Origin of the sequence: Thiobaca trueperi, assembly GCF_004342175.1 — a bacterium.
Lineage (GTDB): Bacteria > Pseudomonadota > Gammaproteobacteria > Chromatiales > Chromatiaceae > Thiobaca > Thiobaca trueperi.
In genome coordinates this window covers 485487-500545 of record NZ_SMAO01000004.1, presented here as the reverse complement: position 1 = coordinate 500545, position 15059 = coordinate 485487, and the positions used below count along the sequence as shown (strand labels likewise).

The window sequence follows — 15059 nt, the reverse complement described above, 5'->3', positions numbered from 1 at the left end:
TAAACTGAAAATCTCGTTGAGGCTCTCGCGAACCGATCTCAGAGCGGAATGGCTCCGATGTTTTTCTTCAAAAGAGCCTGCATACGCGGCCGGCCAGCAGCCGAAGTTTCGACCCCTAATCCAGTCCGATAGATCTCGGGAAGAAACAATCGCTCATCGCCCAATTTGCCGTCGAGGTCTTCGTAGATCACCCCGATTTCCTGCAATGCACTCAACAGGGCGGTGTTGAGTTGCGCCTGTTGCATGCTGAAGGGAACTTTGAGGTTGCGGATGCCTGCTTGCTCCATCATCTCCATCCATTTTCGCAAGGATGCAATCTCCGTCTTCGCCTCCTTCACCTTCTCGATGCTGCAACGAGGAAGAGCCTTGCGCAGGGACTCCGGCGCCAAGACGCGATCAGGCCATGTTTGCCCGACCCGCTCTGACTCTAAATCTGCCGCAATCCTCAGAAAGCGAACGAGATCACGCGCCTGAACGTTTCCCTTCAAGTCACACAGTGCGGCATAGACCCAGCGCGCGGAATGGGCCTCTTTGGATTTCTCGTTGCCGAGTTTTTTACCCCACAACCTCTCCAGCTTGTCTTTTAGCTGCTCAATGCGCAAAGACTCGGCCAACTTGGAATCGCCCTCATTGATCCCGGCCTGACAGCTCAGCATGAAGGCCAGGCGCAAGAAGCTCTCGGGGTTCCATTGCAAACGGAAAGGCAGGAAACGCTGCAGCAACTGCCCCAGGTTTTGACGGATCGTGGCCTGCACATAATCCGCGCGCACAAAGACCATGGCACCGAGATGTCGGTTTTCCAGTTCGCTGACGCGATTAGGTAACCGCAACAGCGCCTCAATGGCTTCTGAAGCACGACCCTCTGTGGCATCCTTGAACGCATCCTCAATGCCATCAAACACGAAGACCACTCGCAATTCCTTTGCTGCCAGGAACTGATTCAGTGTCTGTAAACCGCCTTCCGTGATACCCAACTGCCGTGCGATCAGGCCGTCCCAAAAGTCTTCCCAGTGATTGGGCGGATGCTGGAGCACATCTTGGATCTCTCTCTGAACAGCGCTGCCACTCAACAAGAGTTGTTTGTTAACTTGAATTGAATCAAGGACCGACCCCTGCGCTCCTTTGATCTCTCCATCCTGCCTGTCTTCGATATTGCTGGACCAGAGCACAGGAAAAATCCCGGCATCTATCAGACCACTCGAATCGAAGCCCAGCGTTTTCAGGAAGATTTTCCATGAACACGCTCGAACCACCCGCCGGAAAGTAAAAGTCTTTCCGGAACCTTTGGCGCCAATCATCAGCAGATTGGGCAGTTCTCTTGCGTAGTGTTTTCCCAGATTGAGAAGAGGTTCGGTAGCCAGGATCTCGCTTGTGTCGCTGCTGTCCGCAAACTCTGCGGCCTCGCACACCTCGTGAAGCTTGCGCGCTTGCGTTTGCCGCGAAGACGTATTCTGGCCGATTGCAGTTGCCTGATCGGTTGACCGTAAGGGTATGGGGGTGGCATAGAGCGCCTTAGCCCATTCACTCGCACTGGTAAACAGGCGGCTGGATTGAGGCAGGGTGTCCAATGCCTCTCGCACGGAGCCGATGGACATCAGGGTGCTCAGGAACTCTGCCTCCAGCCATTGGACTCCAGGCGTCAATGCGTCATCAGCGTCGGCAGCAGGATAGGCTTCGCCCAGCACTCTCAAAGCCTGTTCGTAGTGGCCTGCTTCGCGCAGATCTTTGGTCAGAAGACTCAACACGACTGTGGGACGTGCCGCGTTCTGACGTTCTGCCGGCAGCTGGCGGTTGAAGGCATACAAACGGCGCAGCACCTCTGCCATACCCTGCACGGATTGCGGCGCCACCGTACTGACAAGGAAGTGGTCCACCCGTGGGTCAAACAGAACCGGACTGGCCAGTTCACTAAGACCAGCCCTCAGATCGATGAAAACGGCATCCACACCCAGACGCTGCCCCAGGGCGTGCAGATGATCCGTCAACTGCCATGGGTTGGATGGGTTGCGGGCCAGATGTTCGGGCACCACCGGCATGTCCTGGATTTCGAGCAAATCCAGCGCAGCGGGCAACACAAACAGCTCGCGCTGCACACCTCCCACGTTCAAGGATGTTTTGCGTAATTCCTGCGCAAAGAACTCAAGCGTCGCATCCAGATCGGCAGGCGGGTAATGCAGTGCCTCCAAGAGTTGCACGAAGGACACCGTGGGTCGATTGCCCTCATCGAGCCAAAAGCTGACGCCCGGGGCTTCCAGGTCGGCATCCACGACGAGAACCTTTTTAGGCCCCTGACCTGGGTCTTGCATGCAGGCTGCCACATAGGTCATCAGTGTGCTGGTGCGCCCCACACCGCCCTTGAATGAATGGAAAGAGACCAAGGCAGGCCCGTTTTCCCAGTCCTTCGGGGCGTTTGCCAATGGCCGGCCCTCCAGCGCGGCGGTCACACCGGTTTCAGCCTCATTTGTATCGGCGGGCAGATACGTGACATCGCGCCAGAGCGGATAATTTTGTCCTGTGGCAAGTGCAGCAGCCGTATTTTCCTGAACCAGTTCAACCGGATAAGTGGCGTTTCCGATACGCAGGATGATCGCTTGCGGCTCGCGCTGGTAGGCGTGACCAAAGAGATCGCTCAGCCAACTGTCCACCTGTGATGGGTCAGCGGCGTGGCGAATCTCCATGCCATCGGCAAAACAGTCCACGCCCTGAATGCCATCGGGCAGTCGAGTCCAGAGGTTGGTTTGCTGTTTGAGCACCCGCTCCACGTCCAGCCATGTCAGCAAGCGTTCGATGGCTCCGTTATGCAGAGTCACTTGAGTTCTCCTTGAATCCAGTTCAGCACCTGCTGCAGCTGATCTTCGCAATCCTGGTCGGTGGGCGACGTGCATTCGCCCCCGTAGCGCCAGGCTTGATGCAGGATGCTGATACCGCCGTTCCGAGCCTGGCTACCGCTCTTTTGGGTCACCGGTTTAAGTTGCAAATTTTCCGGCAAGGCCAGATTTGCGCCGATCTTCAGTTCCTTGAGCAGTTGCCGCAAGTTGTGACCTATCTCGTCAATGTCATCGCAGTCAAATAGACTGCGTCTCTGCCGCTTGAGCCAAACGGCCTTCAGGCCGCACTCCACAGCGTAGAACAACAATAGGCGGTGTGGGTTCTTGCGTGTTACGCCTGCTGAGGGAGTGGCGATTGCCGATAGCTCCCGCCACGCGCGTCTTAGCTCGCGGTCAGTGAACGGGATCCCGCTCATGGCGCTCCCTCTACGCAAAACGCCGTCTTTCACCGCCACCAGCGACATTCTCGACACAGCGTCCGCACAATTCAGGGTGCTCTGAATTGACGCCCACATCGGCGCGATGGTGCCAGCAGCGCACGCATTTGGTGTGTTCGCAGGCGATGACGCGCACGGCGAGTCCGTCGAGTTCGGTGTCGCTGGCGTCGTCGGGCCGCGCGGCGAGCGGATGCAGTCTGACGTCAGAGACGATGAGCGCAAAGCGCAGTTCGTCGCCCAGCCGTCCCAGGGTCTCCAGCAGCTCATCGGCGCCATAGAGCTCCAGTTCGGCGTCAAGCGAGGCGCCGATCCGTCCGGCCTGACGGGCGGTCTCCAGTGCGGGGCCGACGGCGGCGCGGGCGGCGATGACCCGATCCCAGAAGCCACGATCCAGCGGGTCGCCGGCATCAAGCGCGAAGAGTCCGCCATACCAGGTCTCGGTAAAGACCGTCCCGGCCCGCGCGCCGGGGATCTCGCGCCAGATCTCGTCGGCGGTGAAGCTGAGGATGGGCGCCAGCCAGCGGCTCATGGCCTCGACGATGTGATACATGGCGGTCTGGCAGGAACGCCGCGCCAGGCTGTCGGCCTGGGTGGTGTACTGGCGGTCCTTGATGACATCCAGGTAGAAACCACCCAGATCGACCACGCAGAACTGCTGGACCTTCTGACAGATCAGATGGAACTGATAGTCACGATAGGCGTCGATGATCTCCGCCTGTAACCGGCAGGCGCGATCCACCGCCCAGCGGTCGAGTTCGACCATGTCGGCAGGCGCGACCAGATTGACCGCCGGATCGAAGCCGTTGAGATTGGCGAGCAGGAAGCGCGCGGTGTTGCGGATGCGCCGGTAGGCGTCGGCGGTGCGTTTGAGGATCTCGTCGCTGACGTTCATCTCGGTGCGATAGTCGGTCGCCGCGACCCAGAGCCGGATGATGTCGGCCCCAAGCGTCTTCATCACGTCCTGCGGGCTGACCACGTTGCCCTTGGACTTGGACATCTTCTCGCCCCTGGCATCCACGGTGAAACCGTGGGTGAGCACCTGACGGTAGGGCGCGCGTCCGTGCATGGCGACCGAGGTCATGAGCGAAGACTGGAACCAGCCGCGATGCTGGTCGGAGCCTTCCAGATAGAGATCCGCCGGGACGCTCAGTCCTTCGCGCCGTTCCAGCACGCAGGCATGGGTGACGCCCGAGTCGAACCAGACATCCAGGGTGTCCTGGATCTTGTCGTACTGCGCGCCCTCCTCGTCGCCCAGCAGATCGCGCGGATGGAGCGCGAACCAGGCCTCGATGCCGTGTTTTTCGATCCGTTTGGCGACGACTTCAATCAAATCAGTCGTGCGCGGGTGGAGTGCGCCTGTTTCCTTGTGAACCAGGAGCGTGATCGGCACGCCCCAGGTGCGCTGGCGCGAGATGCACCAGTCGGGACGTCCGCGCACCATGCCCTCGATGCGGCTCTGGCCCCAGTCGGGCATCCAGCGCACCCTGTCGATCTCACGCAGCGCGGTCTCGCGCAGACTCTGTTTGTCCATACTGATGAACCACTGCGGCGTGGCGCGAAAGATGATGGGCGTCTTGTGGCGCCAGCAGTGCGGATAGCTATGCGTGAAGCGCGTCTCCAGCAGCAGCGCGCCGTGCGCCTTGAGCGTCTCGACCACCTGCTCGTTGGCCTGGAAGACGTTCTGCCCCTCGAACAGCGGCGTGCCGGGCAGGAAACGGCCATCGCCGCCGACCGGGTTATCGACCGCGAGACCGTAACGCTGGCCGACGATGTAATCCTCCAGACCATGACCGGGCGCGGTATGGACCGCGCCGGTGCCGGCGTCGAGCGTCACATGCTCGCCGACGATGACCGGCACCTCGCGGTCATAGAATGGATGACGGAGCCTGAGCCCCTCGAAATCGATGCCGCGTCCATAGCCCAGCACCCGATAGTCCTGGATGCCCCAGCGGTCCATGGTGTCCTTGAGCAGACCTTCGGCGACGATCAGACGCTCCCGGCCCTGCGTCGAGTCGGCCTGGACGATGACGTATTCCAGTTCGGCATTGAGCGCGACGGCCTGGTTCGCCGGCAGGGTCCAGGGGGTGGTGGTCCAGATGACGACCGACGCCGGTCCCTCGCCGCAGCCGTTGGGGCTGCCGTGACAGCGCGCCGCGAGCACCTCCGGCTCGATGACCGGGAAACGCACGTCGATGGCAATGGACTGCTTGTCGGCGTATTCGACCTCGGCCTCGGCCAGCGCCGAGCCGCAGTCGATGCACCAGTGCACCGGCTTCTCGCCCTTCTGCACATGGCCGTTGGCGATGATCCGGCCCAGCGCGCGCACGATGTCGGCCTCGCAGCCGAAATCCATCGTCAGATAGGGCCGCTCCCAGTCGCCGAAGACGCCGAGCCGCTTGAAGTCGCGCCGCTGGCCATCGACCTGTTTGGCGGCGTACTCGCGGCAGGCGACGCGGAACTCGGCGGCGCTGATCTTGTGGCCCGGCTTGCCCTTTTTCTTCTCGACCTGGAGTTCGATCGGCAGACCGTGGCAGTCCCAGCCCGGCACATAGGGCGCGTCCAGACCGTCTAGGGTGCGCGACTTGACGATGATGTCCTTGAGCACCTTGTTGACCGCATGACCGATATGAATGTCCCCATTGGCGTAGGGCGGGCCGTCGTGCAGGATGAAGGTCTCGGCCCCGGCGCGCGCGGCGCGGATACGAGCGTAGAGATCCAGCGACTCCCAATGCTTGAGCATTTCAGGTTCGCGCTGGGCCAGGTTGGCCTTCATCGCAAAGCCGGTGTGGGGAAGATTCAGGGTATGCTTGTAGTCAGTCACGGCAATCGGTCTCGGTGCGTCGCAGGTGGGGGTGATTGAATGATCGCGCCTTTGAAATGGACAGGATTAACAGGATTTCACATGATGAACAGGAGGTTGTCATAAGGACATCGTCATAGAGCGTTGTCACGCTTTCGTGTTGTCCTGTGAATCCTGAAAAATCCTGTTAATCCTGTCTATTTCCCGGTCCGAGTATGGCGTCAGGTCTCGGCAATCACCTGTCAGCCTGCAACCTACAAGCCGTCAGGCCGAGAATCAAGCGCGTTTGGTGAGAATGGCGCGGATGCCCTATGCTTGCCATCCCCCTGTCATGATCAGGATCGCATTGCCCCCGCCCTGTCGCGCGGGAGGCCGTCTTCGGCGAGTTGGAACCATCTGTGAGCGAAAACACCGTCGATAAAAGCCAGTTGCGGATCGGGCTGTTCATCCATCTCGATCTGCCCTGGATGCGTCACCCCTTCATGACCAGCAGCTTCAAGATCCGCACCCAGAAACAACTGGATATCCTGCGGACGCTGGAACTCGATCAGGTGCGCATCGACCCCGACCGCAGCGATGCGCCGCTGGCCGTTGAAGCAAACGGCGAATCCCAGGACCAGCCACCGGCGCCTGCGCTCTCCGCGCAGATCAAAGATGACCTGACCGCCGCGCTCTGGGAGGAAAAGAAAAACCGCATCCGCGTGCTCAAGGAACGCCGCTCGCGGCTCAATCAATGCTCCAAACGCTACACCCAATCAGTCGGCATGGTGCGCAAGCTCATGGCCCATCTGCGCGCCGCGCCGGCCCAGGCCGCCGAAGAGGCGCAGGAACTGGTGTTGCAGATGGTCGATGAGTTGACCACGGATCAGGAGGCCACGGTGCAACTGGTCAATCTCAAGCATCAGGACGAAAACAGCTATTTCCATGCCATCAATGTCGTGGCCCTGGCGCTGGTCATCGGGCAGAAACTGAATCTGGAGAAGACCCAACTGCGCCTGCTCGGGATGGGCGCGCTCTTTCACGACCTGGGGCATCAACAGATTCCCACCCAGATCCTGCTCAAGAAAGAGCCGCTGACCCGCCCGGAACAGAAGCTGTACGAGCAGCATCCGCGCTATGGCGCGGAGATCGCGCGCCGGGTCGGCACTCTGCCGCCGGGCGTGATCGAGGTCATCGCCAAACACCATGAGCATGCGGACGGCAGCGGTTATCCCGAAGGTCTGAAGGGTGCCGACATCGGCCTCCTGACCCGTATCGTCACCGTCGTCAATCGCTATGACAACCTCTGCAACGGCTCAGGGCCAGAGGCCAGACTCTCACCCCATCAGGCCATCTCGCGCATGTATTCCAAAGAGCGGGCCTGCTACGATCCCAAGGTGCTGACCACCTTCATCACCAATCTTGGCGTCTATCCGCCCGGTACTGTCGTCAGACTCCAGGACGAGCGGATCGCGCTGGTGATCTCGCTCAACCCGACCGATCTGCTGAAACCGAACGTCCTGCTCTATTCACCCGAGATCCCAAAAGAAGAAGCCCCGGTGCTGGATCTGGCCGAGGAAGAACTGACCATCCGCGAGAGTCTGCACCAATCGGATCTGAACCAGGATCAACGGGAATATCTGAATCTGTCGGACAAGCTCAGTTACTATTTTCAGTCGCCGCCGGGGTCTTCCCGTTAAGCCGGTGACTCCCCGGAAAACGCCTGCACAGAACCAGTCTTCATCCACTCCTCCAGCACCTGTCTGAGGGCCATGAATTCCGCTTCCAGCCGCGCCGCCAGGCGCTGGGATTCGGCGCCAGACTGATCCGCTGCAACGACTGTTTCCAGGTCGAACGCCGCGTCACGCAGCCTGAAGGCCGCAATATTGGCGGCCAGACCCTTGATGCTGTGGGTCTTGAAGCGAAGCTGCGCCAGATCCCCCGCGTTCAGACAGCCCCGGAGTTCCTGCACGCGGATCGGGGCGTCCAGCAGAAACTGGGCGATCACGGCCCGGGCAATCTCACGATCACCCATGACGCGATTCAGCAGGTCGGTTTCCTGGAACACCTCAGCCAGAGCTGACGCCGCCGCCGGGCCAGGAGCCATGCCGGATGTGACCGCCGGTGCCGTCGCATCCATCGACATCCGTGCAAGCTGGGTCGTGATGGCCTCGGCCAGCTCCTGCGGCTGCACCGGTTTGGTCAGATAGGCGTCCATGCCGGCCTCCAGACAGCGTTCGCGATCCCCTTTCATGGCAAGCGCGGTCATGGCGATGATGGGCACCTGCGGATTGAGGACACCGGCATCGCCGTGACGGATGCAGCGCGCCGCCTCAAAGCCATCCATCCGGGGCATATGACCGTCCATGAGCACTAGGTCATAAGGGGTTCGCGCCAGCGCCTCCAGCGCCTCGACGCCATCGTTGGCGATGTCCGGCCTGGCATAGCCCAGTTTCTCCAGAATGCCGCAGGCGACAAGCTGATTGGTCGGGCTGTCGTCCACCAGCAGGATGCGCGCCTGGCGGGTTGGCGCAACGCCCTGGTCTTCTGCTGGCGTCGTGGTGCGATGGCTGACGATGGGCGATCCGACATCCCGTCCCATCACCCCTGCCAGCGCGTCGTGCAACAGACGCCTGCGCAGCGGTTTGGTCAGATAGCCGGAAAAACCGGTGCGCTCCAGGCGCACGGCATCGCGGCGTTCAGCCAGTGAGGTCAGCAGGATCAGATGCGTGGCGCAGATGAGCGGGTCGTGTTTGATCCGGGAGCCGAGTTGCAGGCCGCCCATGCCGGGCATCCTGAGATCGAGCAGCGCGACCTGAAAGGGATCGCCGGCCCTGGCGGCGGCCTGAAGCAGGCGCTGCGCGCTCGGACCATTGTCGGCCTCATCGACACGACATCCCCAGCCTCTCAGCAGCGTGCCGGCCAGCAGACGATTGGCGGCATGGTCGTCCGCCACCAGCACCCGGACTCCCTGCAACCCGGCATCGGTCATCAGGGGCGATGGGTCTGCATCGGACAGCGGTTCGAGTTCAGCGGTGAACCAGAAAACCGAGCCCCGCTCGATCTCACTTTCCAGACCGATGCTGCCATTCATCAACTCGGCCAGTTGCTTGGAAATGACCAGGCCCAGACCGGTTCCGCCGAAACGCCGGGTGGCCGAGTTGTCCAGTTGATTGAAGGGCGAGAAGAGCTGATCACGCTGATGCGCCGGAATGCCGATGCCGGTGTCGTGCACCGCGAAACGGATCAGCACCTTCCCGGGGGTGAGCGTCACCGGCATGACCTGGATGCTGACCTCACCCTGGTCGGTGAATTTAATCGCATTGCCCGCCAGATTGACCAGGATCTGACGCAGATAGCGGGGATCGCCGCGCACCCCGGCGGGGACATCCGAAGCGATGTAATAGGTCAGTTCCAGCGCCTTTTCCTGGGCATTGAAGGCCAGCATCTCCAGCACATCCTCCAGGGTGTCGCGCAGATCAAAGTCCTGCTGCTCCAGTTCCAGTCTGCCGGCTTCGATTTTCGAGAAATCCAGGATGTCATTGATGATGGCCAGCAGGCTCTCGCTGCTGGTACGCGCGATCTCGGCGAAGCGGCGCTGCTCCTCGTTCAGCCCGGTCTCCAGCAGCAGCCGGGTCATGCCGACAACGCCGTTCATCGGGGTGCGGATCTCATGACTCATATTGGCCAGAAAACGGCTCTTGGCCTGAGTTGACGCCTCAGCCTGCATCAGCGCCCGATCCAGCTCGCGGTTCTGACGCGCCATCTGCTGCGCGGCATGCTGGAGCTGGTATTCCGCCTTCTTGCGCTCGCTGACATCCTTGACGCCGCCATAAATCCTCAGACAGCCATCCTCGTCCAGCAGACGCTGATTGGTGATTTCGACCCAGATACAACTGCCATCGCGGCGGCGCAGCCGCAACTGGCAGGTCACAGGCTGGCCGCCGACCATGCTCTGAAGATGCTGATCGAAGAGCGGGCGGTCTTCGAGGATGATCAGGCGCCGCCAGGTGCCCATCGCCATGACCATCTCGGCCGTATGGCCGGTGATGCCTTCGACCGCGCCATGCACCCAGTCCAGCACAAAACGGCGGGGTCCGATCTCGGCAGCGGAGTAAGCGATGTCGGACATCAGGCCGGAGAGATGGCGAAAGCGCGACTCGTTCTTTCTGAGCGCCTCCTCCGCACGGCGCTGGCGCACGATGCGCCAGATGGCGTTGGCGACGAGCTGCATGCTTTCGACATCCATCTCGGTGTAGGGCGTCTCCCTGTTCCCCACCCCGGCCAGCATGTGCACCAGACCGCAGGCGCCGACCGGCACGCAGATGAAACGCTGCAACGGCAGGTGATTCTCCAGCAGACCCTGCCGCCGGGGATCCGAGGCGTAATCGTTGCACACGACCGGCGCGCACTGACGCAGCGCATCGGCCCAGATGCCAGCCTTGTGGAGCGGATAATGGACGGTGGCGGCGGGCATCCGGCAGTAGCCCTGTGCCAGGGTGGCGCGCGACCAGGCGACCAGCTCGATCGTCTCCTGATCGGCGTTGACCAGATGGATGAACGCGATCCGGCTGCCGGTCAGCGACTCGATCAGCTCCATGCCGTCCTGCATGAAGGCGATTTCATCCTGACCTTCGGCTGCAAGCGGCAGTTTCAACAGCGCATCGGCACGGCGATGCTGTAAATCCAGGGCGAATTCGGCCTGCTTGCGGGCGGTGATGTCGCGGTTGACGCCGCGCCAGCCCAGATCGGTGCCATCCGCATCGCGGATGGCACGACACTGATGCTCGATCCAGCGCACCTCGCCATCGGCGCGGCAGAGACGCAGCTCCAGCGTGAAACCCTGCGTCGCACACTCAGCGCCGCCGGCATCCTGATCCAGGGATCGGTGTGCCTGCCAGCGCGGCAGATCCTCGGGATGAATCAAACGATCCATGAGTTCGGGATCGGCGAGAAAGGCGTCCGGTCCATGGCCGCAGATGGACTCGCAGACAGGCGAGACATAGCCATATCGCCCGTCCGGGGTCATCCAGAAGTCCCAGTCCGCCGAATAGTCGGCAAGGATGCGATAGCGGGTCTCGCTCTCGCGCGAGCGGGCGTAGGCGGCGCGAATGTCCGCCTCCTGCCGCAGACCTTCGCTCAGATCCATGATCGCGCAGATGAGCTGGCTGTCGCCTTCGTCCTCCGCCGGGAGACGGGCAATATGAATCTCGCCCGCGAAGCCCCCGCCACTGGTGGTGAGAAAGTCCACCCTGGCGATCTGGGTGGCGCCGGACATCCAGGCCAGCCGCAGGGCATCGTCGAGACAGCCGTCAGCCGTGCGCGCCACCAGACGGGGCAGATAATGGCTGCGCAAATGGCGGTTGCGCAGACCGAACAGCCGCGCCGCCTCCTGATTGGCGTCCAGGATCAGACCATTGCGATCGACGACCAGAATCGCCTGAGGGATGCCGTAAAAGAGCGAGCTGTAACGGGTCGCCAGACGCTCGGCGCTGGCCTGGGTCGCCCGCAGTTCGGCGTTCTGCAGCTCCAGTTCGGCGTGGTAGATCCGCAGATTCTCGATCAGCTCGGCGAAATCCACCTCGCCTTCGATCAGATTTTTCTCCGCCCAGTCGAAGTCGCCGCGATCAAGCACTTCGCGTGCGCGCGCGCGGATTTTTGCCTGTCGGTTATCGGGATCAGGCTGATGTTCGTCGGATGAGGAAGCCATGAAAGCGTTCTGTGACCGTGCAATCGCCTTAAGCCAGGACGCCGGCAGGCAGTTGCATGCTGATGCAGTGCAGACTGCCGCCCTGACGAATGAGCGGTCGGCAGTCGAGCGGGAGGATGGTGCGAGCGGGGAAACAGTCGCCCAGTATGGATGCCGCCTCGGCATCGGCGGGATCGCCATAGACCGGGAGCAGGACCGCCTCGTTGAGGATGAGAAAATTCGCATAACCGGCCGGCAGACGCGCGCCCTCATCGTCCAGGATCGGGGCGGGAGACGGGAGCGGCACCAGGCGATAGGGCTGACCGTCGGGATCGCGCAGCACCTTCAATTCCTCTTCCATCGCCCGCAGCGCGGCATAATCCGCGTCGGCTGGATCGTCACAACGGGCATAGCAGATGGTTTGCGGGTCGCAGAAGCGCGCCAGCGTATCAATGTGCCCATCGGTGTCATCGCCAGTGATGGCGCCATGTTCCAGCCAAAGGAAATGCTCGATCCCGAGCCGGCGGCGCAGTTCGCGTTCGATCTCATCGCGCGAGCGGCCCGGATTGCGCAGCGGATCCACCAGGGTGCGCGTGACCGCAAGCAGCGTCCCCCAGCCATCGGTCTCGATGGCGCCGCCTTCGAGAACCAGGTCGCACGACTCGACCGGACAGTCGCCAAAAACGCCATCCGCCGCCAGATGCGCGGTAATGGCCGTATCCAGATCGGCCTGGAACTTGCCGCCCCAGCCGTTGAAGCGGAAGTCCAGCAGCAGCGGGCCGGCCTCGGTCATGAGACTGATGGGGCCATGATCGCGCGCCCAGGTATCGTTGCTCGGGGCGCTGGCGAGACGCAGCCGCGATTCATCGGCGCCGGCCTGTCGGGCCAGTCCGCGCACCCGTTCGGCCTGATCGCCATCGTGACAGACGATGAGGACCGGTTCGAAGCGGGTGATCAGGGCCGTCAGATCGGCATAGAGCGATTCGATCTCGGTCAGCCGCTCCGCCCAGTCGGTGTCGGCATGAGGCCAGGTCAGCATGACCCCGCTCTGGGGCTCCCATTCGGCAGGTAAACGGCGCATGGCATGAATCTCGTTAAACCGCGCCCGGCGCGGTATGCAATGGCGGTGGGGTGGAGCGATCTGGCGCAGCACCCTGGAATCCCGATTCCGTTCGCTGTCTGTCGTTGTCGTTGTCGTAATCGTCGGCTTGCGAATCTTCGATGACGATTACGGCAAGGATTACGACAACGACAACGGCAAGGATTACGACAGGGTCGCCAATCTTAACCCATGTGCGGCGCGAAGGATTCCGTTGCAGACCTGCGGATATGGGTCATTGATCGCCATAGTCATGCAGCAGCGCCAGCGCCCGTCCGGCATCCAGGGCGGGAAGAATCGGCAGCGGATCAAGCCGGTTGTCGATCACATAGTCGGTCAGCAGCATGCGGACCAGGGCGCGCAGATTCTCCGGCGCCCAGGGCTTGGAGACATAGCGGTCGAGTCCGGCCTCGTTGATGGCGCGGATGGTGTCGTCCTGATCGGCCTGCCCCGTCACCAGCGCCTTGCGGGTGCCGATGGCGCGGGGATCGCTCTTCAGCATGATCAGAAAGTCGATCCCGCTGATTCCCGGCAGACGATGATCGGCCAGCACCAGCGCCAGCCGGTCGCCGTCGGCGGCGATCTCGTCGATGACCTCCAGCGCGGTCGGCACATCCTCGGCCGATTCAACGCGGATCAGGCGGGCAAAGGTCGCCAGATCGCGCTCAATCGCCTCGCGAACCGGACTTTCGTCCTCCAGAATCAGGAGCGCCAGTTTCATATCGTGAATTCCTCATCAGCTAATGGCCCGTTGACGGGCAGGGTGACGGTGACCCGGGTGCGGCCCGGCGCGGAGACCAGACCAATGGTTCCGCCGTGGCTGTCGATGATCCGCCGTGCGATGGCGAGCCCGAGCCCGAGCCCGTAGCGAATCGAACCCGCTTTGGTGGTGAAACGCGGCTCGAAGACGCGCGGCAGGATAGCCGGATCGATGCCGCGTCCATTGTCCTGGATGCACACCCGAACATGCTGCGCGTCCGGCGCATCCGTGGTCAGCTCGATGCGCCCCTCGACCGGCAGCGCCTCCAGCGCATTGCTCAATAGATTCGTCCAGAGCTGGCCCAGCTCGCCCGGATGACAGCGGATGCGCGGCAGGTGCCCATAGTGACGCTCGATCTGCACCTCGCGCAACCGGTGTCCCATCAGACGCAGCGTATCCTCCAGACCGACATGCAGATCCACATCCGCGACCGGCTCGCCTTTCGGACGGCTGTAGGCGCGCAGACTCTCCACCAGCTCGCACATGCGCCGCGCGGCGACCTCGATGTTGCGCAGTGACGTGCCAAGACCGGCGGCGGATTCGATCAGATCGAGGCTCTCGGGGTCGCGCGCCAGTTCGCGTGCGCGCTCAGGGTCTTCGATCCCCGCCCGGACCAGACGCTGCGCCAGGGCGGAATCCTCAAGCACGCCTTCCAGCACGCGCCGTACCGCACGCTCTTCCGAGGTGCTGCGCGGCGGACGCTCGCGCTCGGCGGTCAGGGCCGCGCCCGCGACGGGGCCGCGCGGATGGCTCCTGAGCAACCGCTCCAGATCCTCGCCGATGAAACTGACCGCACGCATCATGGCCGTCACCGGGTTGTTCAGATCGTGCGCGATACCGGCCGCCAGCTCGCCAAGCGTGGCGAAACGCGCCTGCTCAACCAGTTCCACCCGCGCCGCTTCGAGCTGATGCAGCGCCTCGGCCAGACGCTGCCGCTCCTGCTCCAGCGAGCGGTTGAGCTGGATCTTCTCGACCTGGAGCTGATCGGCGCGCCGCAGCCGCCGGGCGAGCGCGCGGCTGGAAAGCGCCGCCAGCGCCGTGCCGAGCGAGGGATCGATCACCAGCGCCTGATCAAGCTGCGCAAAGGAGATCTGGACGGCCTCAATCTCAGTGGTCGCACGGGCGGTGAAGAACGCCTCCTGCTGCTGGAACAGCGACAGCAGACCGACCAGGGATCCGGTCGAACTGTGATGGAGCTGCAAATCACCGTCAGCCGTCGCCTGTTCGAGCGCGATCCGCCCGCGCAGCACCAGAAAGAGCGCCTTGACCTCGACACCCTCCTCGATCAGCCGGGTTCCAGCCGGCAGTTGCAGCCGTGGGCAGGGCCCCAGCGCACGCTCGATCCCGGCCAGAAACTGAGCGGTGATCGACTGCGCATCGCGTTCGAGCAGACGCAGCAGATCGCTTGCAGGTGATGCGAGCGGGCGGGGTGGATGGAAGGGATCAGATATCATGGATGTGGTGTGT

General features: G+C 62.4%; 8 protein-coding genes. 1 reads left to right on the top strand and 7 read right to left on the bottom strand.

Translation table 11 applies throughout. The annotated features are described in order from the left end of the window. Positions 1–38 precede the first annotated feature (38 nt). Genes EDC35_RS10295 through ileS form a run of 3 tightly spaced genes read right to left on the bottom strand, consistent with a single transcriptional unit; the run spans position 39 to position 6086 of the window. Positions 39–2810, bottom strand: a complete 2772-nt coding sequence (locus EDC35_RS10295) for a KGGVGR-motif variant AAA ATPase (protein ID WP_132977149.1) — start codon at positions 2808–2810, stop codon at positions 39–41. Next, the gene (locus EDC35_RS10290) at positions 2807–3244 is read right to left on the bottom strand and encodes a hypothetical protein (RefSeq protein ID WP_132977148.1); all 438 of its coding nucleotides are present in this window, start codon (positions 3242–3244) and stop codon (positions 2807–2809) included. The genes EDC35_RS10295 and EDC35_RS10290 overlap by 4 nt, the downstream gene beginning before the upstream one ends. A gap of 10 nt (positions 3245–3254) precedes the next feature. After that, positions 3255–6086, bottom strand: coding sequence for an isoleucine--tRNA ligase (ileS, locus tag EDC35_RS10285; protein WP_132977147.1), 2832 nt, complete (start codon positions 6084–6086; stop codon positions 3255–3257). 377 nt (positions 6087–6463) lie between these two features. On the opposite strand from ileS, the gene EDC35_RS10280 reads away from it, so the two are divergent. Continuing rightward, on the top strand, positions 6464–7744 hold the full coding sequence (locus EDC35_RS10280) for a cyclic di-GMP phosphodiesterase (protein WP_132977146.1): 1281 nt from the start codon (positions 6464–6466) through the stop codon (positions 7742–7744). Here the strand turns inward: EDC35_RS10280 and EDC35_RS10275 are convergent. The 4 genes from EDC35_RS10275 to EDC35_RS10260 form a co-directional block, all read right to left on the bottom strand. After that, on the bottom strand, positions 7741–11754 hold the full coding sequence (locus tag EDC35_RS10275; RefSeq protein WP_132977145.1) for a response regulator: 4014 nt from the start codon (positions 11752–11754) through the stop codon (positions 7741–7743). The two genes, EDC35_RS10280 and EDC35_RS10275, sit on opposite strands and share 4 nt — an antisense overlap. A gap of 28 nt (positions 11755–11782) precedes the next feature. After that, positions 11783–12814, bottom strand: coding sequence for an agmatine deiminase family protein (locus tag EDC35_RS10270; RefSeq protein WP_132977144.1), 1032 nt, complete (start codon positions 12812–12814; stop codon positions 11783–11785). Positions 12815–13067: 253 nt separating this feature from the next. Then, the gene (locus EDC35_RS10265; protein ID WP_132977143.1) at positions 13068–13553 is read right to left on the bottom strand and encodes a response regulator; all 486 of its coding nucleotides are present in this window, start codon (positions 13551–13553) and stop codon (positions 13068–13070) included. After that, positions 13550–15046, bottom strand: coding sequence for a sensor histidine kinase (locus EDC35_RS10260; protein ID WP_132977142.1), 1497 nt, complete (start codon positions 15044–15046; stop codon positions 13550–13552). Before EDC35_RS10260 ends, EDC35_RS10265 begins: the two co-directional genes overlap by 4 nt. Positions 15047–15059 lie beyond the last annotated feature (13 nt).